The organism is Lignipirellula cremea (assembly GCF_056501455.1).
Map to the genome: position 1 here is coordinate 2,020,981 of NZ_CM151415.1, position 25,845 is coordinate 2,046,825.

23 protein-coding genes are annotated in these 25,845 nt (G+C 65.0%); 18 read left to right on the forward strand and 5 right to left on the reverse strand.

Annotated features, from left to right (window positions below; genetic code table 11):
- Positions 1–141: 141 nt before the first annotated feature.
- The 9 genes from SH602x_RS07815 (at position 142) to SH602x_RS07855 (ending at position 11,511) form a co-directional block, all read left to right on the forward strand.
- Positions 142–1,611: a DUF1501 domain-containing protein gene (locus SH602x_RS07815; protein ID WP_479476251.1), complete on the forward strand. Its 1,470-nt coding sequence runs from the start codon at positions 142–144 to the stop codon at positions 1,609–1,611.
- A gap of 128 nt (positions 1,612–1,739) precedes the next feature.
- Positions 1,740–2,162 carry a hypothetical protein gene (locus SH602x_RS07820; RefSeq protein WP_479476252.1) on the forward strand — a complete coding sequence of 141 codons (423 nt, stop codon included), beginning with the start codon at positions 1,740–1,742 and terminating at the stop codon, positions 2,160–2,162.
- 29 nt (positions 2,163–2,191) lie between these two features.
- Positions 2,192–2,680, forward strand: coding sequence for a hypothetical protein (locus tag SH602x_RS07825; protein WP_479476253.1), 489 nt, complete (start codon positions 2,192–2,194; stop codon positions 2,678–2,680).
- 56 nt (positions 2,681–2,736) lie between these two features.
- On the forward strand, positions 2,737–4,110 hold the full coding sequence (locus SH602x_RS07830; protein ID WP_479476254.1) for a DUF1501 domain-containing protein: 1,374 nt from the start codon (positions 2,737–2,739) through the stop codon (positions 4,108–4,110).
- A gap of 407 nt (positions 4,111–4,517) precedes the next feature.
- Positions 4,518–5,495, forward strand: coding sequence for a DUF1559 family PulG-like putative transporter (locus SH602x_RS07835; protein WP_479476255.1), 978 nt, complete (start codon positions 4,518–4,520; stop codon positions 5,493–5,495).
- A 107-nt stretch (positions 5,496–5,602) separates the two neighbouring features.
- Positions 5,603–6,049, forward strand: coding sequence for a hypothetical protein (locus SH602x_RS07840; protein ID WP_479476256.1), 447 nt, complete (start codon positions 5,603–5,605; stop codon positions 6,047–6,049).
- A gap of 450 nt (positions 6,050–6,499) precedes the next feature.
- Positions 6,500–8,812: a PQQ-binding-like beta-propeller repeat protein gene (locus SH602x_RS07845; RefSeq protein ID WP_479476257.1), complete on the forward strand. Its 2,313-nt coding sequence runs from the start codon at positions 6,500–6,502 to the stop codon at positions 8,810–8,812.
- Between the two features lie 83 nt (positions 8,813–8,895).
- Positions 8,896–11,004 (forward strand): PQQ-binding-like beta-propeller repeat protein, encoded by a 2,109-nt coding sequence (locus SH602x_RS07850; RefSeq protein ID WP_479476258.1) that lies wholly within the window; start codon positions 8,896–8,898, stop codon positions 11,002–11,004.
- 186 nt (positions 11,005–11,190) lie between these two features.
- On the forward strand, positions 11,191–11,511 hold the full coding sequence (locus SH602x_RS07855; protein ID WP_479476259.1) for a DUF167 domain-containing protein: 321 nt from the start codon (positions 11,191–11,193) through the stop codon (positions 11,509–11,511).
- Between the two features lie 66 nt (positions 11,512–11,577).
- On the opposite strand, the gene SH602x_RS07860 is transcribed toward SH602x_RS07855, so the two are convergent.
- Both SH602x_RS07860 and SH602x_RS07865 read right to left on the reverse strand, forming a co-directional pair.
- Positions 11,578–12,165 (reverse strand): hypothetical protein, encoded by a 588-nt coding sequence (locus SH602x_RS07860; protein WP_479476260.1) that lies wholly within the window; start codon positions 12,163–12,165, stop codon positions 11,578–11,580.
- On the reverse strand, positions 12,162–12,692 hold the full coding sequence (locus tag SH602x_RS07865) for an acyl-CoA thioesterase (protein ID WP_479476261.1): 531 nt from the start codon (positions 12,690–12,692) through the stop codon (positions 12,162–12,164). Before SH602x_RS07865 ends, SH602x_RS07860 begins: the two co-directional genes overlap by 4 nt.
- Positions 12,693–12,934: 242 nt before the next feature.
- Here SH602x_RS07865 and SH602x_RS07870 point away from each other — a divergent pair, with 242 nt between their 5' ends.
- The 6 genes from SH602x_RS07870 (at position 12,935) to SH602x_RS07895 (ending at position 15,969) form a co-directional block, all read left to right on the forward strand.
- Positions 12,935–13,369 (forward strand): YciI family protein, encoded by a 435-nt coding sequence (locus tag SH602x_RS07870; protein ID WP_479476262.1) that lies wholly within the window; start codon positions 12,935–12,937, stop codon positions 13,367–13,369.
- Positions 13,370–13,486: 117 nt separating this feature from the next.
- Positions 13,487–13,912: a VOC family protein gene (locus tag SH602x_RS07875; RefSeq protein WP_479476263.1), complete on the forward strand. Its 426-nt coding sequence runs from the start codon at positions 13,487–13,489 to the stop codon at positions 13,910–13,912.
- 81 nt (positions 13,913–13,993) lie between these two features.
- Entirely contained in the window at positions 13,994–14,587 is a 594-nt protein-coding gene (locus SH602x_RS07880) for an SRPBCC family protein (RefSeq protein WP_479476264.1), read from the forward strand.
- A gap of 36 nt (positions 14,588–14,623) precedes the next feature.
- Positions 14,624–14,989 (forward strand): YciI family protein, encoded by a 366-nt coding sequence (locus SH602x_RS07885; RefSeq protein WP_479476265.1) that lies wholly within the window; start codon positions 14,624–14,626, stop codon positions 14,987–14,989.
- A 63-nt stretch (positions 14,990–15,052) separates the two neighbouring features.
- On the forward strand, positions 15,053–15,469 hold the full coding sequence (locus SH602x_RS07890) for a DoxX family protein (RefSeq protein WP_479468862.1): 417 nt from the start codon (positions 15,053–15,055) through the stop codon (positions 15,467–15,469).
- Positions 15,470–15,546: 77 nt separating this feature from the next.
- Positions 15,547–15,969, forward strand: coding sequence for a YciI family protein (locus SH602x_RS07895; RefSeq protein WP_479476266.1), 423 nt, complete (start codon positions 15,547–15,549; stop codon positions 15,967–15,969).
- 129 nt (positions 15,970–16,098) lie between these two features.
- Here SH602x_RS07895 and SH602x_RS07900 read toward each other — a convergent pair whose 3' ends face one another.
- Positions 16,099–19,995: a S8 family serine peptidase gene (locus tag SH602x_RS07900; RefSeq protein ID WP_479476267.1), complete on the reverse strand. Its 3,897-nt coding sequence runs from the start codon at positions 19,993–19,995 to the stop codon at positions 16,099–16,101.
- 236 nt (positions 19,996–20,231) lie between these two features.
- Positions 20,232–21,647 carry an MFS transporter gene (locus tag SH602x_RS07905; protein ID WP_479476268.1) on the reverse strand — a complete coding sequence of 472 codons (1,416 nt, stop codon included), beginning with the start codon at positions 21,645–21,647 and terminating at the stop codon, positions 20,232–20,234.
- Between the two features lie 269 nt (positions 21,648–21,916).
- On the opposite strand from SH602x_RS07905, the gene SH602x_RS07910 reads away from it, so the two are divergent.
- The 3 genes from SH602x_RS07910 to SH602x_RS07920 all read left to right on the forward strand — a co-directional run bounded on the left by SH602x_RS07910 (position 21,917) and on the right by SH602x_RS07920 (position 24,823).
- Positions 21,917–22,093, forward strand: coding sequence for a hypothetical protein (locus tag SH602x_RS07910; RefSeq protein WP_479476269.1), 177 nt, complete (start codon positions 21,917–21,919; stop codon positions 22,091–22,093).
- Positions 22,094–22,197: 104 nt separating this feature from the next.
- Entirely contained in the window at positions 22,198–23,976 is a 1,779-nt protein-coding gene (locus tag SH602x_RS07915; RefSeq protein WP_479476270.1) for a proteasome accessory factor PafA2 family protein, read from the forward strand.
- 97 nt (positions 23,977–24,073) lie between these two features.
- Positions 24,074–24,823, forward strand: a complete 750-nt coding sequence (locus SH602x_RS07920) for an SIMPL domain-containing protein (protein ID WP_479476271.1) — start codon at positions 24,074–24,076, stop codon at positions 24,821–24,823.
- 25 nt (positions 24,824–24,848) lie between these two features.
- Here the strand turns inward: SH602x_RS07920 and uvsE are convergent, their stop codons facing one another.
- On the reverse strand, positions 24,849–25,757 hold the full coding sequence (gene uvsE / locus SH602x_RS07925) for a UV DNA damage repair endonuclease UvsE (RefSeq protein WP_479476272.1): 909 nt from the start codon (positions 25,755–25,757) through the stop codon (positions 24,849–24,851).
- Between the last annotated feature and the right edge of the window lie 88 nt (positions 25,758–25,845).

The window sequence follows — 25,845 nt, forward strand, 5'->3', positions numbered from 1 at the left end:
CGCATTCCGGAGCGGGGGGTGTACCCCCCCCCGAGTCTTCGGCGCTGTAAACGATCCGACACCTCGGGGGACTTTCGTCCCCCGCTCAGACCTAACGACTGAACTACCCGCAAGCTTCTCTTCCCCAACGGAGTTCCCGCCATGCTCATCCGAGTTCCCGGTCAACCGGGCAAAGACGTCTGCGATCGGGGCGCCGGGGTCACGCGGCGGGACGTCCTCCGAGTGGGCGGATCGGGCATCCTCGGCCTGTCGCTCTCGGGTATGCTGAACCTCCAGGCGCGGGCGAGCGAAACGCCTTCGCAGGGGCCTGGCTGGAACAAGGCCAAGTCGATCGTGATGGTCTACCTGCAAGGGGGACCGAGCCACATCGACCTATGGGATCCCAAGGAGAACGTCCCGGAGAACGTGCAGTCGGCGTTCTCGAACATCTCCACCAAGCTGCCCGGCGTGCAGTTCACGGAGATCCTGCCGAAGCTGGCGGAGATCATCGACAAGACGACGCTCATCCGCTCGATGAGCTACACGCCCAACGGCCTGTTCAATCACACGGCGGCCATCTACCAGATGATGACGGGCTACACGACCGACAAGGTCAGCCCGTCGGGCCAGCTCGAACCGCCTTCGCCGAAGGACTTCCCCAACTTCGGATCGAACATCATCCGCCTGCGGCCGATGGACGACCCGATGCTGCCGTTCGTGATGCTCCCGCGACCGCTGCAGGAGAGCAACGTCGTCGGCAAGGGTGGCACCGCCGGGTTCCTCGGGAAGGCGTTCGACCCGTACACGCTGTATCCCGACGGCGATGACATGAAGATGGACAAGATGGCCGCCGTCCGGGTGGACGACCTCAAGCTTCGTCCGGACGTCTTCGCCACGCGGCTGGAACGCCGGGCGCGACTCCGCGACGCGATCGACGAAGGGATGCCCGTCATCGACAAGGCGGTCGCCGAGTACAAGCTGGACGAGTACTACGACCAGGCGCTGAACCTGGTCCTGTCGGGCCGCGCGCGGGAGGCGTTCGACCTGCAACGCGAGTCGCCGCTGACTCGCGAAATGTACGGCCGTAACACCTTCGGACAGAGCCTGCTGCTCGCCCGGCGCCTGGTCGAGGCCGGCACGCGAGTCGTCGAGGTGATCTGGCCCAAGGTGGCGAATTCCGACAACCATTCGTGGGATCAGCACAGCGGTCTGACCCAGCGAATGAAGGACCAGTCGGGCCCCATGTTCGACACGGGCCTCGCCTCGTTCATTCAGGACATGGACGATCGGGGACTGCTGGAAGAGACGCTGGTCGTCGCGGTCGGCGAGTTCGGTCGCGCTCCGCAGCGGGGGGTTTCGACCTCCGGCAACGGCAACAGCGCCGACGGTCGCGATCACTGGCCCTATTGCTATACGGCCATGCTCGCGGGCGCCGGGATCAAGCGGGGCTACGTCCACGGCAAGTCGGACAAGACGGCTTCCGCTCCGCTGGAAGATCCCGTTCATCCGGGCGAGCTGCTGGCGACGATCTACCACGCCTTCGGAATCGATCCGGAGACGATCGTCTACAACCACCTCAACCAGCCCCGCGAACTGGTGAAGGCGAAGGCGGTCGGCAAGCTGTTCGCGTAGTTCCGCATGGGCGAGCGGAGGGTGTGAGCCCTCCGTGTCTTCTTCGGCGAGATCGAACGCGATGTCCACGGGGGAGTTCCGTCCCCCGCTCGCCAGGAAGAAAGTCGCATATAAACGAGGAGTTCGACATGCGTCGCCGAGTCGCGAAACTGGTCGTGCTCATGCTCTTCTTTCTCGCGTCGACCGCGATCGCCGACGACGTGACGCCGGCGACGATTCCCGGTACGGCGGACCTGGCCGTGCTGGAGCGGACGCCGCCGAGCGAGGAGCGGGATCTGGTCGCGGTTCGAATGAGGTTGCCGAAGCTGGACGACCGGACGCCGCTCGACGCGACGATTCTGGTCGTCGAGAACGATCGCGTCGTCGCGGTTCGCCAGATGATCCTCGTCGCGTCGAAAGTCGAGGGCGAGATCGCGTTCGCCCGCGCCTGCAACGCCGCGTCGATGATCCCCCACGGAATCGTCCGCCTGCGGGAACGGAACCACGTCACCGGCAGGATCGAGACGATCGACTTTCCGCTCGTCGAAGCGGTCGAGATCGAGAAGATGTAGTTGCGCTTTTGTGTCCGCAGCAGATCCGAATGTCTTCTCGCAAGAAGCGACAGAGCCGACGAATGACGCCGGAGCCGCCGCGAACTCCGAGCGACGAGGATTTCGCGCGGGCCGCCGCCTCCTTGAAGGTGCGCGAGCGCGGTTGCGACGAAGTGAAAGCACGAGTGATATCGCGGTTCAGACGATCGTGGTTCCGACGATCATGTCCGTTGCACGACTTCTGGATCTTCAACGCCCGTGACAAGGGAAGCGGAAAGTCGGCGTTCTATGTTCTGGCGTTCTACGAAACCGATGTCGACATCGAAGCGACCGCCGCGAACGGAAAGTCGAAGCGAATGGAAAACTTCGTCTTCGCCCAACCGGAGCAAGTCGGACGTGGGCGCCGCGATGAGATTGAAGTCGCGTTCGAGTACGACTCCGACGAGAACGTAAAGAAGAACTTCGGCGGCAGTTACTACAATCGACATTCACTGACGCTTAATTCTTGCGTCCAAGGCGTCGTAGAGCTTGTGCCGTAAGACACGGAGGGCTTACACCCTCCGCTCGCCAATAGAAGAGAAGCGAAGAGTAACCAATGCTCGCACTGAACGGTCGGGGAAAAGCGCAGACCTGCGACGGGGTCACTCGGCGGGACTTTCTCCGCGTGGGGGCGCTCGGTACAGGCATCCTGTCGCTGCCGCAGTGGTACGCGGCGAAGGCCGCCGGCGCGACGAAGCCGGGCGCGGACGACCGGGCCTGCATCATGATCTTCAACCTGGGAGCGCCCAGTCAGCTCGACACGTTCGACATGAAGCCGAACGCGCCGGCGGAGATCCGCGGACCGTTCAGCCCCCTCTCGACCAAGGGCGACTTCCAGGTCTCGGAGATCCTGCCCGAGCATGCGAAGATCGCGGACAAGTTCTCGATCGTTCGCTCCTGCCGCCACGCGGGCGCGGCGGTGCATGACGCCGGCTGGCAGGTGATGCAGACGGGTCGCGTTTTCCAGGGCGGGGTGGAAACGCCGCACGCCGGGTCGGTGGTGAGCTATCTCAAGGGTCGCAAGACCGACCTGCCCCCGTTCGTGGTGCTGCCGGAAACCATGGGTCGCGGGGGCGGCAATCTGCCGAACGGTCAGGCCGGCGGATTCCTGGGGAAGAAGCACGACCCCTTCGCGCTGATGGCCGACCCGTCGAAGCCCGACTTCAAGGCGCCCGACCTGCTCCCGCCGCCCGAGATCGACGCCGATCGGCTGGCTCGCCGGCGGAAGATGCGCGAGACCATCGAGGAGACGCTCTCCGTCTTCGAGAAGTCCGAAGCGGCCCGGCAGATGGACGATGACTTCCAGGCCGCCTACCGCGTGATGACCAGTAGCCAGGCGCGGGCCGCCTTCGACCTGTCCGAGGAGCCGACGGCGGTCCGCGAACGGTACGGCATGAACCGCTTCGGGCAGTGCTGCCTGCTCGCGCGGCGACTGGTCGAGGCGGGCGTCCGGTTCGTGACGATCAACACGTTCCTGACCGTCTTCGACGAGATCACCTGGGATATTCACGGCTCGAAGCCCTTCACCTCGATCGAAGGGATGAAGAACATCGTCGCGCCGCTGTATGACCGGGGCTATTCGGCGCTGATCACCGATCTCGACGAGCGGGGGATGCTCGACTCGACGCTGGTCTGCAACCTGGCCGAGTTCGGTCGCACGCCGAAGGTCAATCCTGCGGGCGGACGCGACCACTGGCCCAATTGCTTCACCTGCGGCTTCGCGGGGGGCGGCGTGCAGGGCGGGCGCGCCGTGGGAGCCAGCGATCCGATCGGGGCGCTCCCTGCCGAGCGACCGACCGACCCGGGCGACGTCGTCGCGACGATCTTCCACAGCCTCGGTCTGGATCTGGAGACCGATCTGCCGGGGCCCGCTGGCCGGCCCTTCCCGCTGGTGGACTTCGGCTCGCGCGAGATTCGCGAGCTGTTCTAGGCCTAAGGCGTCTTACGACGGTCGGCCTTAGCATGCCGACGAGAGACGACCGCAGGAGCTTCGTCGAAACGCCTCGTGACGAAGAGTTCGGCCGCCATCGCGGCTTTCTAAACGATCTTTAGCGCCGACGCTTTCGGCGCTAGTCGCCCTCTGCGGCCTCGCGAAGGCGGCTTCGCTGCCGACGACGAAAAGCTGAGGCATTTCCCTACGTTGCCTCTCGCGATGGTCGTTAGTAGCCTAAAGATGAGTTCTCTGTTCAGCGGTCGCAAGCTGCGACTGCCGCGCGGCCGTCAACCGCACACGCATCGAATATAGCCGATTTATCGGCCTTTCGATCGCGATTCGTGCCCTTGACGCTCTGCCGCCCGACGACGCTTATCACTTCCGTCCGTTCAGGCATATTTCTCATGCGATTTCGTCCCTTCAGCCGTCAGGCTCGTCTCGGGTTTACCCTCGTCGAGCTTCTGGTCGTCATCGCCATCATCGGCGTCCTGGTCGCTCTCCTGCTTCCGGCCGTTCAGGCGGCTCGCGAAGCGGCCAATCGGATGAGCTGCGGCAATAACCTGAAGCAGTGGACGCTCGCCACGCATAACTTCGCGGACACCCGGCAGGGCGCGTTTCCGATCGGCGGCATGCATGCCAACCCGGGCGGGCCGGTCGAAGACGGCAACATCTACTACCGGATCTCCTGGCCAGTGATGCTGTGGCCGTTCATCGAAGAGAGCGCTCTCTGGGACCAGTACAACATCAAGGAGCCGTTCCACCAACTGGCTCCGTCGAAGAACAACGAACTGCTTCGCGTGAAGCTGGACGCGTACTACTGTCCGTCCGATCGCGTCGGCTCGCAGCAGGCGACGAGCGACCAGCATTGGCGCGTGCTGGGGAACTACGTCGCGAACATGGGGAACACGCATCTCCATCAGAACGCCGCGGACCAGGCGATTTACTCCGGTTCGCCGTTCGGCATCAATCACGTTTACCGCATGGCCGAGGTTACCGACGGCCTGTCGAATACGGCCTGCTTCTCGGAACTGAACATCGCAGCCCCGGGCGAACTGACCGACGTCCGCGGCGACATCCTGAACGACGACGGTTCGCCGGGCTTCATGTCGATCCTGACGCCGAACTCGATCCAGCCGGATCAGTGCCAGCGATGCAAAGACACGTCGGAGAATCAGTCGCACGGCGACTGGAGGTCGATTCCGTGTCAGGAAGTCGGCGCGAATAACGCGCTCGTGCAGGTCGCCGCTCGCAGTCGTCATCCCGGCGGAGTCCAGGTGAGCCTGTGCGACGGGTCGGTCCGCTTCGTTTCCGATACCGTCGCCCCTCTGGTCTGGACCGCCGCGGTGTCCAGCCGCGGCGGTGAGACGGCGCAGTTGCCGTAGGCTATGCGGCGGCCTGCCAGGTTCGCTCCGAAACGTCGGTCTTCGCCGCTCCGAACTCGCGAGCGGCGAAGCTCTTTTTCGACTCTGCTCCTTCCCGCGATCTCTCGATGAACGTCAAACCCTCTCCCTTTCTGCGCCTGGCCGCCTGCTCGGTCGTCGGAGTGTCGCTGACGCTCGTCGGCTGCGGCGAATCGCTCGAAACCATGACGGTGAAGGGAAACGTCACGGTCGACGGCGAGCCGGTGCCCAAGGGGACGATCTCGTTCATCTCGAAGGACGGCTCGGCAGTCGCGGGCGGCGGAACGATTGTGGACGGAGCGTACGAGGCTCAAACGCCCCCCGGCGACAAATGGGTGATGGTGCTGGCGACCAAGGTCGTCAAGCAGGAGCCGATGTACGAAGGCGACCCGAACAGCCCGATGCAGGACGTGACGGAGCAGATCACTTCGCCGGTCTATAATGCCGCCCATCAGACGCCGCTCGAGGCCAACATCGACGGCCCGAAGGAAGGGCTGAACTTCGAACTGACGAAGGACGTAAAGCCGAGGACGTAATTCGCGCGCCTTCGTCTTCAGATTCGCGAACGGCGAGGGTCTTCGGACCGTCGCCGTTTTTCGTTCGATTGGAGGCCATTCGAGATAGATCCCGCGGGACAGCCCCGGTCATTAGTAGGCGAACGACGCTTACCGGGATCATGGGGAAGCGATCGACTTCTGAAACGGTTAAGGTTCGTTAACGCGCTCTTCGGGGCCGCAACGGCGTCATGATCGTCGGAGACGTCGCCATCCTTGCAATCGAATGCGGTTCGGGTAGGCTGATTTGTCCTGCCCGAGGCGTCGCGACCGGTTCCCGCCTGTTCCCGCCTTGGGACGGATCGCCCCTTCGACTTTGACGATCCCCCGCTACCTTGCAACGGCAAGCATTGCGACGTCTGAGGCACTCTTGCCGAGTCCATCGCGATCCTGCTGCGAAATCACGCGTTACCGATCCTTGAGGAGATGCGCATGAGACGGCTTTCGACGTTCGTGGCCGCTGCCGGTTTTAAACTGGCGGCGATCGCCGCGACCGTACTCTTCGCGAGTCCGTCGTTCGCCGGCGACTGGGCCAATTGGCGCGGTCCCGAGATGAACGGCGTCTCGCGCGAAACGAATTTGCCCGAGACCTGGAATCCGGAGACCGGCGAGAACGTCGTCTGGAAGTCCGACATCGGCGGTCGCGCGGCGCCGGTGATCCTGAACGGCAAGGTCTATCTGAACTGCCGCACGCATCACGACATCAACGATCCGAAGGAGCGGGACCACGCCCAGGAACAGGTCATCTGCTGGGATCTGGAAACGGGCGAGGAACTCTGGAGGGACGTCTTCAACGTCTTTCAGACCGACATCCCCGCGCCGCGCATCGGCTGGTCGAGCATGGCGGCGGATCCCGAAACCGGGAACGTCTACGTCCATTCGGTCAGCGGGCTCTTCATCTGCTACAGCGCCGGCGGCGAACGCCTGTGGCAGCATTCGTTCTTCGAAGAGTACGGACGCATCTCCGGGTACGGCGGTCGTAACCAGACCCCGATCATCGACGAAGATCGCGTCGTCGTCAGCTTCCTCTGCCGGAACTGGGGCGAGACCGGCCCTCCGCCGCCGAAGCATCGCTACTACGCCTTCGACAAGAAGACGGGCGAAATCATGTGGGTCGCCGCGCCGGGCGGACCGCCGCAGGATACGAACTACTCCGTGCCGATCGTGACCGTCATCGACGGCGAGCGCCTGCTGATCGGCGGCAACGGCGACGGCGGCTTCTACGCGATCAACGCCCGGACCGGCAAGACCCGCTGGGGTCAGAAGATGTCGAAGCGGGCGACGAACGTCTCGCCCGTCGTGGAAGAGAATCGCGTCTACATCGCGCACGGCGAAGACAACATCGACACGATCGACTTCGGTCGCATCCAGTGCATCGACGGTTCGGCGAAGGGCCAGATCGGACCGGAGCAGACGATCTGGCGGGTCGACGGCATCAAGATGGGGTACGCCTCGCTGCTGGTCCACGACGGCGTTCTCTACTGCGTCGCCGACACGGGCGTGCTGTACGCCTTCGACAGCAAGACGGGCGAAGAACTCTGGCAGTACTCGCTGGGCACCGTCGGCAAGGGCTCGCCCGTTTGGGGAGACGGCAAGCTTTACGTGATGGAAGTGAACGGCAACGTCCATATTCTGAAGCCGAGCCGCGAAGGGGTCGAATCGCTGAGCCATGTCGAGCTGCCCGCCCGCGAAGGGGCAGGCACCGACGAGATTTACGCCTCGCCCGCCATCTCGAACGGCAAGGTCGTTCTCGTTACGCGCGACCGCACGATCTGCATCGCGAAGAAGGGCGCCGAACCCGCATCGGGCGAGATCCCGCCGATGGCTGAGGAGAAGCCGGTCGGCGACAAGGTCGCGACCGTGCATGTGATTCCTTACGAGATCTCGCTGAACGCGGGCGAGAATCACTCGTACCGCCTGCAGTCGTTCGACGAGAACGGCGGCTTCATCGAGGAAACGACGAACTTCACGTTCTCAGGCTCGGAAGGGCTCGACGGCGTCAAGGTCGAGGGGACGAAGGTCTCCGTGCCCGACGACCTCGCCGCCCATCGCGGCGGGACGGTCAAGACGGAGCACGAAGGAGTCGCCGCGACCGCTCGCGTGCGGGCCTTCCCGAAGCTTCCCTGGAAGTGGACGTTCGACGAGTTCAAGGAGAAGCAGGTTCCGCCGACGTGGATCAACGCGATCGCCGCGGTCGGACCGCTCTCCCAGGACGGCGAGACGTTCATGCAGAAGACGTCCGGCGAGGGTCGGCCCAGCGCCTATATCTGGTGCGGACCGCCCGAACTGACGGGCTACACCGTGCAGTCCGACGTGATGAGTTCCGAGGACCCCAAGCGCCGCCAGATGGCGAACGTCGGCGTGACGTGCCAGCGCTACAATCTGACGCTGAAGGGGAACGTGCAGAAGCTGGAGGTTCTTTCGTGGGTGCCGCACCGCCGGGCCGCGAAGGAGGTTTCCTTCCGCTGGGATCCCGACAAGTGGTACACGATGAAGGTCCGCGTCACCCCGACCGAAGGCGGCTGCAACGTGCAGGGCAAGGTCTGGGAACGGGGCAAGCCCGAACCGGAGAAGTGGACGATCGAGGCGTTCGACCCGCATCCCAACGAAGCGGGCAGCCCGGGCATCTACTTCTATGCCCAGACGGCGTGCTTCTTCGACAACTATCAGGTTTACCCGTCGGACTCCGCTCCCGCGCCTGCCGAGGGCGAAGCTGCCGCGGCTGACGCCGCCGCGAGCGAGTGATTCGCTCGTCCCGCCGAGGTCGTCCTTCGCAAGCAGGGCGACCTTTTCCTTTCGATCATTCCACTGCAACTCCGGGGCTTCCCATGAAGCGTTCTTTCTCTCGATATCTCGCCGCGCTCGGTTGTGCGGCGGGTCTGGCGGTGTGGGCCGGATGCCCGAAGCCAGCCGAGCCTGTCGCCTCGACGACGACCTCGGCAGCCGATCACGATCATGACCATGACCATGAAGGTCACGATCATGAGCATGGCGATCACGATCACGACCACGATCACGACCACGCCGAAGAGTCGAAGCTGCCGACGACGCCGGAAGCTGGCGAAGAATCCGCGGCCGCTGCCGACGATGCGTCGTCTGCCGCTCCGGCGGTCGAGGTGACGGAAGCGACCGAAGAGCCGATGGTAGAGGAGGCGCCGCAAGCCCTCCTTCCCGCCGGAGAGGCGACCCCTGCAGAGACTGAACCGGCGAATCCCGATCCGCTGCCGCCCGCTCCGGGCGAAGACGCGCCCGCCGAAGCGATGCCGGCCGAGGAGAACGCCGCGGCCGCTCCGGCGGCTGCCGCGAACGGCGAGCAGAACCTGACCGGCGACTGGCACATGTGGGGCGGTTCGCCCAGCCGCAACATGATCAGCGCTTCGACCGGGCTCGACTTCGAAGTCGAACCGGGCCTGGAAGCGGGCGAGGGTCAGAAGATGATCTTCGTCTCCCCGCTCGGGTCGCAAACCTACGGCAATCCCACCGTCGCGTCGGGAAAGGTGCTCGTCGGCACCAACAACGGCGGCGAGTATCGTCCGCAGCACAAGGGCGACCGCGGCGTCCTCCTCTGCTTCGACGCGGAGACCGGCAAGTTCGTCTGGCAGCTCACTCGCGAAAAGCTGCCCGAGGGTCGCGTCTCCGACTGGCCCGAACAGGGGATCTGCTCCGCTCCGTTCGTGGAAGGCGATCGCCTGTGGGTCGTCACCAATCGCGCGGAACTGATGTGCCTCGACCTAGAAGGCTTTCACGACGGCGAGAACGACGGCCAGACCGACGAAGTCGACAGCGAACCGGAGGATGCCGACATCATCTGGACGCTCGACATGATCAACGAGCTGGGCGTCTTCGTGCATAACCTCGCCACGAGCTCGCCGCTCGTCGTGGGCGACACGGTCTTCATCGTCACGTCCAACGGCGTCGACGAAGGCCACATCGAAATCCCCTCGCCCCGCGCTCCTTCGTTCATCGCCGTGAATAAGAACACGGGCGAAGTGCTCTGGGAACAGAACTATCCGTTCGACCAGATCCTGCACGGCCAGTGGAGCTCGCCCGCCCTCGGCGAAGTCAACGGCGAGGCCCAGATCTACTACCCGGGCGGCGACGGCTGGCTCTACGCTCTTTCGCCCGAGACGGGCGACATCCTCTGGAAGTTCGACCTGAACCCGAAGGATTCCAAGTGGGAACTGGGCGGTCGCGGCACGCGGAACAACATCATCGCGACGCCGGTCTTTTACGAGAACGACGTCTACGTCGGCGTCGGCCAGGACCCTGAGCACGGCGAAGGGATCGGGCACTTCTATCGCATCGACGCGACGAAGAAGCCGACGAACGAAGCGATGGACGTCAGCCCCGTGATCGCCGGCGAGAACGAAGGCGAATTCGTTCCCAACCCTGATTCGGCCCAGATCTGGCACTACGGCGGAGAAGACGAATCCGGGGAGATCACCGGCAAGGAAGGCGCCGACGTCTTCCGCCGGACCCTTTCGACCGCCAGCGTGACGCCCGAGCTGGTCTACGTCGCGGACCTCTCGGGCCGCATTCACTGCATCGAGCGCGAGACGGGCAAACGCGTCTGGGAAGGGGACATCCTCTCGGGCGTCTGGGGCTCCACCATGGCGGTCGACGGAAAGCTGCTCCTCGGCGACGAGAACGGCTACCTGCATGTCATGCCGCAGGGCCGTGAGTGGGTGAAGAAGCATCCGAAGATCGAGTTCGAATCTTCGATCTACACCACTCCGACGATCGCCGACGGCAAAATGTACGTGAGCGACCGCTCGCGGCTCTACTGCTTCGACGTCGCCGGCAAGGGAACCGCTCCGCAGGAAGGCGCCGCCGAACAGGCGGGCAATGACGAAGCCGGAACGGGCGAACCTGCTGCCGGCGATGCCGCTGTCGAGGAATCCGCCGCGCCTGCGGAAGGCTCGGGACTCGACAACTGATCGCGGACCTTCGCGACGGAAGATCACGAAGCCCGGCGCCTCGCCCCTGAGTCGCCGGGCTTTCTTCGTTCAGAGCTCGAAGCGCCGGCGTTCCCGTCGCAAGCGGCGCCGAACGCTTCTTCATCTCCAGGCGAGCGGAGGGCGTCAGCACTCCGTGTTTGCCTTCGCGCCGCATCAGGAGCGACCTTGTCGAACGCCGCAGCCGACCTTTTGCTCGAACCGCGCGACGGCGGCGTCGCGCTCTCTGTCAAAGCTCAGCCGGGGGCGAAACGCAACGCTCTGACCGGCATCCACGCCGGCGCGCTCAAAGTGGCGGTCTCCGTCGCGCCGGAGCAGGGAAAGGCGAATCAGGCCATCGCCGCCCTGCTCGCCGAGATCCTGGGCCTCAAGAAGTCCGACGTCGAACTGCTGTCGGGCCAGACGTCGCGAGCGAAGAAGTTCCTCGTCCGCGGCCTGTCGGTCGACGAGCTTCGGGCTCGGCTGGCGATCGCCCTGAGTCCGCGCTGAGCGGTACCGGCGAACGAGAACTCCGGCCCGCTGAAAGCAGGCCCGACTGGTCCCCACGACGCGAGCTTACTCTTCCAACTTGAACCGCCCCGTCACCGTGCCGGCCTGCTGCTGCTGGCGGGGGGTGAGCTTCTCCCATTCGACCTTGGGGACCCGGACGATGGCGGCTTCGGCTTCGGTCTCGGTCAGTTCCATGTCCTCGTCGGGTCGCAGCGCCGTCCGCTGATAGCCGGCGATGCCGAAGTAGTTGAGATCCCGGAACTCGACCTCGAACTCGCCTTCCTGCTTCGGCAACGCGGCCTCGAAGTGCAGTTCCAGGATGAAGTGATCCTTCGGCGCGATGATCGCCTTCGTACAGGCCAGCGGCGTCGCCTCGCCGTCGATCGAAAGCTGCATCCGGTCGATCAGCCGGTCGCCCACCGCCTGACGGTAGAGCTCCAGTTGAGCGTTCTCGTCCGTCGGCATCGTCTCGCCTGGGGGAAGCATCTGCCGCAGGTCGACCTCCAAAGTCTTCGGCGACATGCCGACCCAGTAGATCACTTCGACCTTCTCGTTCGCGACGATGGTCTGCGACCCGCGATCGACCGCCCCTTCGGGCAGCGGATGCGCGATCGAGAGCGCCGCGATCAGGGCAAAGGCGGTTCCGGTCGTCATCGTCCTTCTCCCGTTGCGAGCCCGTCCAGAGCCTGCGAGGCTCCTTCGTCCGCCGCCGTCGTTCGCCCGTCGAGTTGCAGCCAGGGGGGAAGCTTCCTGGGCCTGCCGGTCGCGTCGACGCAGGCGACGACGCTGCTTCCTTCGACGAGCAGCTCTTCGCCCCGATAGATGCGGTAGCTGTGCTCCACCCGGACGCCCCGGCTGCGGACGGTTTCCGTCTCGATCGTCAGCAGGTCGTCATAGAACGCCCGGCCGTAATACTTGCAACCGATCTCGCTGACGACCAGCATCAGGCCCTGCGATTCGAAGTCGCGATAGTTCACGCCGCACGCACGGAGCAGTTCGACGCGACCCATCTCGAAGTAGGTGAAGTAGACCGCGTGATGAACATGCCCTTGGGCGTCGGTTTCGGCATATCGCACCCGGACCGCCGTGCGGTGCTTTCGGAGCATGATCCGCTCGGCAGGCGCCTGCGACTCCTCGGGCGTCAGCGCCGGGGCATCGAGCTCTGGGGATAAGTCGTTCATGAAGCGGCAGGCGATCGCGGGGCAGTTCGGGCGGGGCAGTTATCAACTTCCTTATTCTAACCCGCAGGTCCAGCGGGACTGGTTCGTCGGCCGAATCGGACCGACCTCCGTCGAGGGACACTGTTCGAAAAACCTCCCCTCGCGTGTCGATTCGCGGCGGGCTCGTTCGACGCGTATGCAGAGGCGGGAAATCGCCTGTCCCCGACAGTCAGTCTACGAACACTCGAACAGGGAGAACTCCGATGCGTTTCATGGTGATCGTGAAGGCGAATGCGGACAGCGAAGCGGGCGTGATGCCGCCTGCCGAGTGCCTCACGAAGATGGGCGCCTACAACGAGGAACTGGCGAAGGCCGGCATCCTGCTGGCGGGCGAGGGGCTGCACCCCAGTTCGAAGGGCTATCGCGTCCGTTTCGACGGGGAGAGCCGCACCGTCACCGACGGCCCCTTCGCGGAGACGAAGGAACTGATTGCCGGGTTCTGGCTGATCGAGACCCGCAGCGAAGAAGAGGCGATCGAGTGGGTCAAGCGCGCCCCCATGGACGGCGGAACCGAGCTGGAGATCCGCAAGGTATTCGAGACCTCCGACTTCCCGACCGACGTCTTTCCGCCCGAAGAGCAGGCCAAGGAAGAGAAGCTCCGCCAGGACCTGGCGAAGAAGGCCGCCGGGGTGACGTGAGTTCTGTTCCGTAGGGCAGGCGCCCCGCCTGCCATCGCAGCGAAAGCGAGCTTCCGTGGCAGGCGGGGCGCCTGCCCTGCAAGAACGACACCTTCAATTCCTCAAGGATCACGCACCATGGCAATCGTTCCGTACCTGTTCTTCGAAGGGCGCTGCCAGGAAGCGCTCGACTTCTATCGCGACAAGCTGGGCGCCGAGATCGTCATGATCATGCGGTACAAGGAAAGCCCGGAGTCGCTCACGATGGTTCCGCCCGGCAACGAAGAGAAGATCCTGCACGCCACGTTCCGCTTCGGCGACGCCGAGGTCATGGCCTCGGACGGCATGTGTGCGGGGGAAGCCGCGTTCAAGGGATTCTCCCTTTCCATCCCGGTCGCGGACGCTGCCGCGGCGAAGCGAACGTTCGACACGCTCGCCGACGGAGGAAGCGTGCAGATGCCCCTGTCGGAGACGTTCTTTTCCCCCAGCTTCGGCATGGTCACCGACAAGTTCGGCGTCCAATGGATGGTCTCCGTTCCAGGGCCGATGCCGCAGGGGGCGTAGGCGACGCGCGGCGGTGAATACCCCGCCCTGCGAAGATCTCTTCGTCGCTGACTACACTCCTACTCATGCCGGAATCCGGAGATGAAAAAGATGCTCGTCAATATCCTGCTCGCCGCGGGCGGACTGCTGGTCGTCGGCGTGGCGGTCGTGCTGATCCTGGCGTCTCTGAAGCCGGACACGTTCCGCGTTTCGCGTTCGATCGCGATCGGGGCGCCGCCTGAGGCGATCTATCCGCTGATCGCCGACTTCCGCGAAATGCAGAAGTGGTCCCCCTTCGAGAAGTCGGACCCCGACATGCGGCGAACGCTCAGCGGGCCCGATCGGGGCGTCGGCGCCGTCTATGAATGGAAGGGGAACAGCATGGCCGGCGAGGGGCGGATCGAAATTACGGACGCCGTGCCCGCTTCCTCGGTCACGATGGATCTGCACATGATCAAGCCCTTCAACTGCCGGAACGTCGTGCTCTACTCGATCGAACCGGAAGGCGACCTGACCCGCGTCACTTGGGACATGCAGGGCCCCAGCCTGTTTATGGGGAAGGTCATGCAGGTCTTCATGGACATGGACGGCGTTTGCGGCAAGCAGTTCGAAGAGGGACTCGCGAGCCTGAAGACGCTGGCAGAGAATCGGACTTCCGGGAAGGCTGACGCTGGCGCAGCCGTCGCCGCCCGCTGAGACATCGTTTCTTCGATTCCCAGAATCCTGACTGCCATGCGTTACATGCTGATGTTCAAGACGGTCGGCGACGCCGAACCGGGCGTGCCGCCCTGCAAGGACGATCTGCCCGAGATGGCGAAGCTGATCGAGGAGGGGAAGCGGTCCGGCGTGATCCTCTCCACGGAAGGACTTCATCCGAGCTGGACCGGAACCCGCGTCGCCTACGACGGCGGCAAGCTCTCCGTCATGGACGGGCCGTTCGCGGAAGCGAAGGAGGTGGTCGCCGGGTTCGCGATCGTCGACGTGCCGTCCCGGGATGAGGCCGTCGAATGGGCGAAGAAGTTCCTCGCCGTCGCAGGGCAGGGGGAATCGGAGATCCGCCCCGTCTTCGAAGCCGGGCAGATTCCGACGAAAAACTGAGGCGAGCGATTTCCACGCCGCGAGGCGATCCTACGAACGCACACCGAGAAGCGAGCGACTGCGATGACGAGGGGCGAAACGATCCTGATGTGGGCCGGACGGGTCCTGACCGTGCTGATCGGGCTGCTATTGATCGCGAGCGGTATCGCGAAGTTCGTGATGAGCGGCCCCGAGTTCGAAGCCGAACTCGCGGAGTCGGGCATGCCGAAGGACCTGCTGCCGATCATCGGCGCGATCGAGATCGTCGTCGCGCTGATCTATCTCTTTCCGCCGACGTCGCTGCTGGGAGCGATCCTGGCGGTGGGCTACATGGGAGGCGCGATCTTCGCGCATCTGCGGATCGGGGATCCGCCCATCGCGCAGGCGATCATCGCCCTGCTCGCGGGCCTGGGAATCTATCTCCGCGAACCGCGGCTGTGGAAGCTCCTTCCGGTCCGCACGTTCTGCAAGCCGGATGAGAACTGCGACGTGAAACCGTGACCGAACGGCGAGCGAAACGTGTAAGCACGTCGCTCGCTCCAGGCGCTCGAAATCAGACGTTACGAGGAACGACTGCCATGCGATTCATGATGTTGATGATTCCGAAAGGCTATGAAACGGCGCCGCCGGAGATCGATCTCGATCCGCAGCGGGTCGAGGCGATGATGAAGTACAACGAAGACCTGCAGAAGGCGGGCGTGCTGCTCGCGCTCGACGGCCTGCATCCCCCTTCGTCGGGCGCCCGAATCACCTTCGAGGGCGGCCAGCCGAAGGTCACCGACGGACCGTTCGCCGAGGCGAAGGAAGTGCTCGGCGGCTACTGGATGATCAACGTCGCTTCCCGCGAAGAGGCGATCGCCTGGGCCACGCGCTGCCCCGCCTCGGAGAACGAGATCATCGAAGTCCGGCGGGTCCAGGAGATGGAAGACTATTCGCCCGAGGTGCAGACCCTCGCCGCCCCCATGGCCGACATGCAGCGGGACATCGGCCAGCGAAGCTGAGGGTTCCGAAGGCCTGAACGAGCGGAGGGTGTAAGCCCTCCGTGCCTGGATGAGTCGATCGCGTCGAAGACACGGAGGGCTCACACCCTCCGCTTGCCCACACGCAGTCGAACTCCCTTTCGAAATCGCTCAGGAAGATGGCGGCGACGGCGCGACGTTCTCGGGCGGAGTTGCATGCTCCGCTGCGGCGGCGCTTTCCGCCGGCTGGTAGTCCTTCAACTCCTCGAGCGCACGCTGCGGGAAGCGTTCGAGCAGATCGCTGCGGGCCATCTCGCGCTCGGCGGTCCAGCCGAGGGAGTCGTAGATTTCAAACCGCTTCCACGCGGGCCAGAAGCCGGCTGCTTCGGTCGCGCCTTGCTCCGGCAGCTTGGCCTGAAGCAGGCTCGCCGCGGCGCCGAACTTCTGATCGCGCCTCAGATCGCGAAGCTTGAGCAGGTAGACGGCCTCCGTTTCCAGGTTCGTCCAGCGACCGAGTTCGGCGAGGTTCTCGCGGAAAGCCTTGTCGAGCGCCGCGGGATCGTCGATCGGACGTGCGGCGACGACCTCCGGCAGTTCGCGATAGCCGATCGCACGGCCCTTACGATACAGGGCATCGATCACGGCGGCCTTCTGCCAGTCGGTCTGCTCGCGGTTCTCGTTGCCCGCCTGCGTACCGAGCGCCCGATCGGCCAGCCGTTCCCGCAGCGCCGGCTGATCGATCGCGGCCAGCAGCGCATCCGCCGCGGCGACGATCTCGTCCAGGCGGTCCTTGCGGACCTCCTCCTGATCGAGCCAATGCAGCTGAAGTTGCAAGAGGAAGGGCTCCTCCGGGTACTCCGCGATCAGCGCGTCGTAGGTCCGGTCGAACGCGTCCCGTTTGTCGGTCTGCACGTCCTCCAGCCAGCGGATCAACGCCTCCGCCCGGTCGCGTTCGGGCTGGTCAGGCGCCTTCTTCCAGGCGATCTTCGTGCGATCGCCATCGTCCCTCGTACCGTCCGACGGTCCGACAAAGGGACGGACCAACCGCGTGGATTCCGTCCACTCGGCGAGCGAGCCTTCGCGTTCCACCTCGAAGGTCCATTCGATCTTCCCTTCGACCGCCACGGCGCCTTCGAGCGGCGGACGATCCTTCGCGTCGCGGGTCGCCAGTTCGAAACGCCGGCTCGTATGCGGATCGATCGATTGCGTCCCGCTCGGATCGAGGTCGACGTTCTTCGATCCACCGAACGGCGCCTCCCAGTGCAGGGCGACGCTCTTCAGTTCTTCGAGATCCTCTTCGGACGTCGAGTAGCCCGCGACCTCCACGCGATACGAACCGGGCAGCGCCTCGAACGAGCCGGGGCGATAGTCGCCGCGATAGACCGCGAGGCCGTTCTGATCGAAGACGTCGTACGTCCAGCCGCCGGCAGGATGGTCGTAGAGCGTTCGAAACTCCTGAGCGAACGCGATCGAAACGCTCCGCTTGTCGGCGACGTCGAATTCGTATGTCAGCCGCAGACGATGCAGGTTCGGGCGCGACGTTTTGCCGTTCGCGAATTCCTGCACCGGCGAGCGGTCGATCTCCGCCTTGGTCGGCGCCCAGGCGCCGAGCCACTTCTCCAGCCTCGCGGTTCCGCGGACGGACAACTTCTCCGCGCCCGCGATGACGTCGACCAGCGTTTCCTGCTTCGTCGTCGGCAGCACGATCTCTGCCGGTATCGAGGCGACAGGAGCCGCCTCGATCGCGATATCGACTTGGAGAGGTTGTCCGTTCGGAGACATGGCTGCCAGGACCAGTTCCGCCGTCTCGCCTTTTCGCAGGGGGACGAAACGGCGGTCCGACGGCGCGTCGTCCAGCGCCTTGCCCCAGCGTTCGACATGCACGCTCTCGCCGTAGCGCGTCGGCCGCTGGATGATCTCGGCGATCAGGCGGCTTCCCTGCGGAGCGTTCTTGGCCGTGAGCGTGATCCAGGCGCCGTGCGACGCGGCCTCGACGGTGAAGAAGGTGCGCTCGGGCAGTCCCGCTTCCATGGTCGCGCTCTTCGCGAAGCTCTCTCCCGCGAGCAGCGTCGCGTCGGGAACGATGATCGTCACCGGCAGGACCGCCAGGGGAAGCGGCGCGTCGGTCGCCGCGTCGAAGATATCGACCGACGCTGCATGCACGCCGGGCTTGAGTTCGCCCGATTTCACGTCGACCTCGAACGTGAAGCCTTCGTTCGTGGCGATGCCCGCGGGAGTCACGGCGATCCAATCCTCGCTCGGTTCGATTCGCAGCGGAACGGCGAAGTCGTCGCCGACCTTGCCCACGGGCGCGATCGCGTAGCGTTCGCGGTGGACGGGGTTCGCCTGAGCGAGATTACGCAGGTAGATGCCGACCTTCTCCTCGTCGGAGGCGTTCCGAACGCTCCAGCCGCGCTGCAGTTCCGGCACGCTGGACCACTTCGAGAGCATGTCCCACGCGGCAGGAATATCGAGCAGGCCGGCGTTGGTCGGTTCGAAGACGCTCCGCTTGTCGACGGCGGAGGCCTTGAGCGCCCGTTCGACGAATGCGGGCGACCAGGGAAGCTTCTCCCCCTTCATACCGGAGATCAGCAGCGCGACGGCGCCGCTGGCGTGGGGCGTCGCCATCGACGTGCCATGCATGACCTGCAGATCCTGATCCTCGTCGAGCGGGACGGACGTTCTCGCCGCGCCGGGCGCCAGGATGTCGACGCCGACGTCGCCGCTGAACGCGGGACCGCGGGAACTGAAACTGAAGAGAATCTCGCCCGTGCGTTTGGCCCAGCCGTCGAGCCACGACCGCATCTCGGGGGTGACGTACGCCCCCACGGCGAGGATCCCCTGCGTCGTTCCGCCCGGGGCGCCGACGGTGGAGAGACCTGGCCCCTCGTTGCCTGCTGCGGCGACGAACAGGATCCCCTTCTCCTCCGCCAAGCGGCGCGCCTCGGCGACCAGCCAGCCGCGATTGGGATACTGGACGGGTTCGCCGTAGCTCATGCTCACCACATCGACGCCGTAAGCAACCGCGGCGTCGAACGCCCGCGACAGAGCGAGGGGCGTCTCCATCCCGTCCAACGTCGAGTCGCCGATCTTGCAGGAAAGGATGCGCGCGCCTGGGGCGACGCCGTCGAGTTCGGGACGATCGGGCACGTATGCCGAAGCGATCCCGGCGCAATGCGTGCCATGCGAGCCTTCGACGGTGACCAGAGTCATCGAACTGCCGTCGCGGGCGATCTGAACCGCCATGGTCAGGTCGGCGGGCGGCGGCAGGACGACGTAGTCGCCCGCGACGGCGAAGGGCGCCAGCGACTTTTCCTCCGCAAGGTCGCCGTCCTCGTCCGTATCGACGAGCGCGATCCAGGCGTCGTCGATCTTGAGCGCGACGCAGTCGTAGACCGGGCCCGCATCGACCGCCTGCTCTTCGGCCTTCTCGCGCGCCTCTTCCCGAGCCTTCTTTTCCTTGTCGTCAGCCGGTTCGGGTCGCGGATCGTCGGCAGGCCGTTCCGTCGGAACGTCGACCGAATCCTCTCCCACGGCCAAAGCTTCCTCGCGAGCCTCGACGTCGAGGCGCTCCTTGCGATCCTGCATCACGCGGGCGAACGTTCCGCCCGGGAAGAACTTCTCGGCGTGGCGATAGCCGAGGCGAAGCTCCGTCGCCTTCGAGAAGAGTTCGGGCGGAAGCGTCAGCGTGCGACCCGTCAGCCCAAGCAGCTTGGGCTCTGCAGGTTTATCGACCAAGGTAAGGGCCAGGTCGCCTGCCCCGGTGCAGTCGAGGACGTCGACGACTTTCCGTTCGCCCTGCGGCGTGGTCTGCATGCCGATCGCCGCGGGATCGACTCCTGTATCGAAGATGGCGATCGTGACGCCGCGGCCGTCGTATTCCGGATGTTCCGCCCGAAACGCCGGGGCGCCGATCAGTTCCTCCTGCACGAAGCCCAGGGACGCCTCGCTCGGCGCCGGCGGAACGGGTTCCTGCCCAGCGGATATCGCGGCGAACGCGAACGCGGCGACGTGCCATCCGAGGAGCAGCGTCCCCGTCCGACGCAGAGATTTCGACTTTAGATTCATGATGCAGGGCCAGGCGGAAGCGACGGCGGGAGCGGAGGCGTTCCGCAAGCCTACTTTCGGGCGGAGCGCCAGCAAAGAACCCGCAGCCGAAAGAGTCGCCGCCCACGGGGTCGGCCCAGGCGGAAAAATCGGAGCATTCAGCCTCGACCGTCACGGCCGCCAGGACCGCTTGTTCAACGGATCGCGCAACTGAAAGCAGCGTCTGTCGAGCCGTTCTGCTTCTCAGTCCCCGACGTTCAATCCGACTTCGCACGCGGTTCGGACAGAAACCACGCTCCCACGGCGCCCGCTCCGATCAGCAGCGAGGCGAAGGCGAACACGGCTTCGAAGCCGATCGGTTCCAGCGCCATCCCGATGGGTGCGGACAGCAAAAGCGGTATCGCCTGGCTAATCGAGAGCGCGCCGACGTACCGCGGGTGCTGCTCCCGCGGGCAAAGCTCCAGGACGTAGTTCGTCAGCGTCCGGAGCGTCACGGGCGTCAGGCCGAGCAGGAAGAACGCGACCCAGTACGCGTCGCCGCCGAACACGTTCTCGTTCGCCAGCACGAGACCGATCCAGGGCGTCGTGACGGCGATCATCCCCTGCCAGCGCAGCGACCAGGCGTTGCCGAAGCGGTCCGCGACCCAGCCGAAGATCGATCCGAAGACGCCGGCCCCGGCGTTCTGCGCCACGAGCCAGGTCATCATCGAGAAGCCCCCCGCGTCGAGCCGATCGCGACCGAGAAACTGATAATGAGGAAAGATGTTCTGAGTACACATCAGCAGCATGGCCACGATGGCGAGCCGTCGGAATCGGACGTCGTCCCGGAAGACGTCGGCCAGTTCCGTGAACGTCTTGCGGGAGAGCCTGAGCTTCCGCGCTTCGTCGGGCGGCTCGACCAGAAACAGCGACGCCAGCGCGGCCAGCAGGAAGCCGACGCCCGCGATCAGAAAGATCCATCCGAAGCCATGTCGCGGCAGATCGAGCAGCGCGGGTATGGCGAACCAGGCGACGGCGATGGCCAGGACCGATCCCGCTGCCGTGGAAGCGCTCATCAGGCGCCCTCGCTTGGCTGCGGGGATCAGCTTTCCCTGCACCGTACCGAATGCCAGCAGGTTGGCGCCCGTCGCCGAGAAGAAGACGAAGTAAATCCCCAGGAAGATGTACGGGAACCAGGCCGGATAGGTGCCGTCGAGGACGAACGCGAATGCGGAGAGCAGGCAGAACGACAGGCCCATCGCGGCGGTCGTCTGCAGGAAGAATCGCGACTTGACCGCCGTCCCGCGGAGGCGGTCGGAGAAGAGCGCCGGCACGACGCTCTGTCCCGTCCGATTCAGGAGCGGCAGCATGCTGCGAAAGATCGGACTTCCCGACACCAGGTCGAGGAACGCGGGCATGATGACGCTCTCGGTCTTGAAGATCCAACTGATCCTCAGGACGACCGAGAACGCGACGAGGGCCCAGAAGTTGCGCGGGAGCGCGGCCTCGATGCGGCGCTCCATCTCGACGGCCTTCGCGGCCTGGCTCTCCGAAGCTGTCGCATCGGCCGCGTCGCTCGCGTCAGTTCCGGCGGCGACGAGCGAAGCGCCTTCGTCGGTCTCTCCTCCCGGCGTCGCATACGCCGCAGCCTCGGCGGATGCGAAACGTTCGGCGGAGCGATCGGGCGACTTCATGCCGGAGGGAAACCCGATGCAGGCGGAAGGTTCGGTCGCAGCATACCCGCTCGGTCGAGTCGCACAATCGGCGGCGTCCGGTCAGGCTCTCCTCTCGGTCGATACGACCGCTATGAATGGTCGCGCAAACCGCAGATTGAATTAGCTTGCCGTCGCCAGGGGGCGGCGATACCATGCAAAGGTAAAACTAATCTGGCGGTTCGGCGCTCGCGGTTCCTCGGCGTCCGATCATCCGCATTTCACGCAGTTCGCCGAAAGGAAGATGGACGATGCGGTCGTACCCCGAACACGTCGTGCCCGCTGTACCGGTCGCCGGCGCCGTCACGACGCCGGTCGAGACGCCTCAGCTTCCGCTCGATCGCGTGCTGGCGATGATCTACGCCGACGCGTCGATCGCTCCGCGGCGCTATCTCTCCGAAACGGAAGTTCCCGAAGGCGGTGAGTGAGCGATTCCGGAAGGGCCGGTCGCAAAAAGGCTGCTGGTAGCCGATCGTCCGGCAGACCAGCCGAAGGCACGGTTGCAAGGTCGTCGAAGGCGGTGAACGCTTCCGTGTTTCGCCGCTTCTGCGGACTAGAGACTGAATACGCGATTCGTCATCCGGAGGATTCCGTCTGGGATGCTCCGGATGTTTCTTTGGATGGCGGGCCCAGTTTCGCCGACGGGCCGAATGACTACCGCTGCTATCGCGGTTTCCTCGCCAGCCTTCGCCGTCGCATCCCCTTCGTCAAAGCGTACAGCTTCAAGGAAGGGGTCTTCCTCGCCAACGGCGGGGCGCTATGGTTCGAGACGATCAACCCCTCGTCCGATCGGGGTCTGATCGAAGGCGCCACGCCCGAGTGCCGCGGACCGAGGCAGCTTCTCGCCCATCAGCGGGCGCAGGATCGTCTCTTTCGCGAAGCAGCCCGCGACACGTCGTTCGACGGCAACCTGCGACCCTTGCAGTTTCGCCTGATCAAGAACGACTGCGACGGCTTCGGCAACGTCTACGGCGCGCAGGAGAATTACGAGGCGACGCTCGCGACCGGCTGGCGTCTGTTTCTGTGGCGACTCGGCGTTTCGGCTCTCGCGCCCGCGCTGCTGCTGACGTGGGTGTTCATGATCGCGCTGATCGCGGGCATGTTCGTCTACCTCGTTGGCGCATCGCTGATCTGGATGGCCAGCCTCCTGCTTCCCTTCGCCGGCAAGGGACTGCATCGCACGCTGTTCGGCCAAGGGCTGTTCTACGGCGACGAACGTCTGTGGAAGCCGCCTCGCTGGTTGTCGTCGTTCATGTGGTTCGCCGAGCGGGCGTTGACGTTTCCGCTGGCCGCGGGGCTCTACCTGCTCTGCCGGTCGCTCGCGTTTCAGCCGACCCGTTCGCGGATGACGGCCTTCCTGCTGACGCGTCCGATCCTCGGCGGCGCCGGCTGGCTAGCGCCCGACGGAAGGTTTCAGCTCTCCGACAAGGCCCACGCGATCAACTGCCTGTACGGCTACAGCGGCTACTTCTACGACCGGCCCGCGTTCAACTTCGGGCACTTCTTCAAGCTGCTCTACACCGATACTTGCACATCGCCGCGTTCGTTCTTCCGACTGCTGCATCCCCGGCAGCGGATGCAGCTCAGCCTGGGCGATTCGAACCGCTGCGAAACGTCGGAGTATCTCCGCATCGGGACGACGCTGCTCGTGCTCGATGCGGGCGAGGCCGGCTACCTGGACGACGCACCGCGATTCCGAAGAGCGTTTCGCTCGCATCGCGACGTGCTGACGGATCCTGAACTGAAGAAGACCCATCGCGTGCGCGGCGGCGAATCGCTGACCGCCATCGAGATTCAGCGACGCTATCTGGAGGGTTGCCGACGCTTCGTTACGGATCAGGAAGTTCCGAACGAAGAAGCCCTGCGACTGCTCGACCTGTGGGAGCGGACGCTGCGCGATCTGGAGGCCGACCCGACGCGGCTGGTCGGCACCCTCGACTGGGTGACGAAGAAGTACCTGCTCGACCGGGCGGAAGAAGACCTGTCGTGGGAAGCGCGGAAAAAGATCGATATCCGCTACCACGAACTCTCGGAGGAGAGCTACTTCGACCGGCTCGACCAGGCAGGCCTCGTCGCGACGATCCTTCAGCCGGAGGAGATCGAACGGGCGATGCGGGTTCCGCCGCCGGACTCTCCCGCGACGCTGCGCAGCCACTACATTCGCGAGTTCGCCGACGACAGCCAGTCGCTGCTGGCGAACTGGACCACGGTCTACCTCGGCCGCGGTCGCAGCCAGCGCGTCGTCGACCTCGATCGCCGCCGGGCCCTCTCCTCCGCCGCGACGCCGGATCTGTCGGAGAACGACGAGTAAAGGTCGTTTCCGGCGGGGAGGCGACCCCGGGGTGGCCTCGGCTGCGCCGAGAGCCTAGCGTATGGGCAACGACTCTCTCTCGAACGGAGCATCTACCATGCGCACTGAAAAGCGTGTCGCGAAATCGATCGCGTTTCTGCTGACCGCCTTCGCTTTGATGACGACGACTTCGCTTGCGCGGGGCGAAGAGCAACGTCGCACCATCGACGTCGCCGGCGAAGGCAAGGTCTCGGCCGCGCCCGATCTGGCGGTCGTCACCGCCGGAGTGACGACTCAGTCAACCGAAGCGCAGGAGGCGCTTCGGCAGAACAGCGAAGCGATGGCGGAGGTCGTCGCGACGCTGAAAGATCGCCGGGTCGCCGCGAAGGACATCCAGACTTCGCAGTTCAACGTCAGCCCGGTCTACGAACAGAACCGCGAGCGGCAGGACGCGCCGAAGCTCGTCGCGTATCGCGTCACGAATCAGGTGACCGTCAAGGTTCGACAGATCGGCGAGGTGGGCGAGATCCTCGACGCTCTGGTCCAGGCGGGAGGTAATCAGATCTCCGGCATCGACTTTCAGGTCGACGATCCGACGAAGCTGCTCGAACTGGCCCGCGCGAAGGCGGTGCAGGAAGCCCGGCGGCGCGCCGAGACGCTGGCGCAGGCCGCCGACGTTCCGCTGGGACGGGTCCTTCGCATTCAGGAAACCGGCTCGGGGTTCCCGCAGCCGGCACAGTTTCGCGGCCGACAGATGGCCTTCGCCGCAGCCGGTAGCGTACCGATCGAAAGCGGCGAACAAGACTTCACGGTCAACGTGAACGTGACGTTCGAGATCGCGGAGGCCGGCGGCGAACGCGGAGAATAGCGAAGAGAACGGCGACGGCGTCGAGCTAGGCAGCAGGCTGCGTCCGCTCGCGGAGGTTCGATAGCAGTTCGAGCACGGCGACCTCCTTCGCCTTGGCTTCGACTTCCACGGTCAGACGTCGGTCGAGCCAGCAGGCGGGGAAGTCGGCGGCGTCGATGAAGTCGTGATGGCGCCGGGGGCGATCGCCGTCCCAGCCGTCGAGGGGGCTGGAGATGTGGAACAGGGGCTCGCGGTTCCAGGTCGCGATCGCGAGCTCGGTCGCCTCCTCCACGGACAGGCCGTCGGGCAGGCAGCGGTGGTGATGCACGTCGTACACCAGCGGCAGGCGCTCGGCACGACAGAGCGGCAGCAGATCGGTCGGCGCATAGACCACGTCATCGTTCTCGACGACGAGACGACTTCTTGCCCGATCCGACAGCCGGCCTAGATTCTTGGCGAAGCGTTCGAGCGCGGCGGTCTTGTCGCCGAAGGCTCCGCCGCCATGCACGATCAGGACGTCGGCTCCGATCCACTCGGCGACTTCGGCCTGGTATTCCAGCTCGGCCAGCGACGCGGCCACGACCTCCTCCCGCGGCGAGTTCAGCACGACGAACTGGTCCGGATGAAACAGGGTCCGGACGTTTCGGCGCTTCGCCCGTTCGCCGCAGGCCTCGAACGCGGCGACGATCGCTTCCCCCTGCGGCAGTTCGCGAACGTCGTAGCCCTGCTCCGGGTGCGTCTTGAGGGGCAGGATCTGGCTCATCGCGCGGAAGCAGCCGATGCCGTGGTCCGCGCACCAGTCGATCGCCTCGTGCAAAGCCTGGGCATTGGACAGGCAAAGCTCCGACAGCCGCGCGAGCGCGGCGTCGCGGTCGAGCCGACTCATCGCGCGCACGGTCGTGTCGCGGAACTTGATCGCCTGGTCGCGGAACTTGCAGCAGAGGCCCAGGCGCAAGCCTGGCTTCGATCCCTGTCTCTTCGCCTTGTGCATCGGGGCAATATCGGAGCGTCGCGGGGCAGGAACAGGTTCTCCGTTGGGCGCA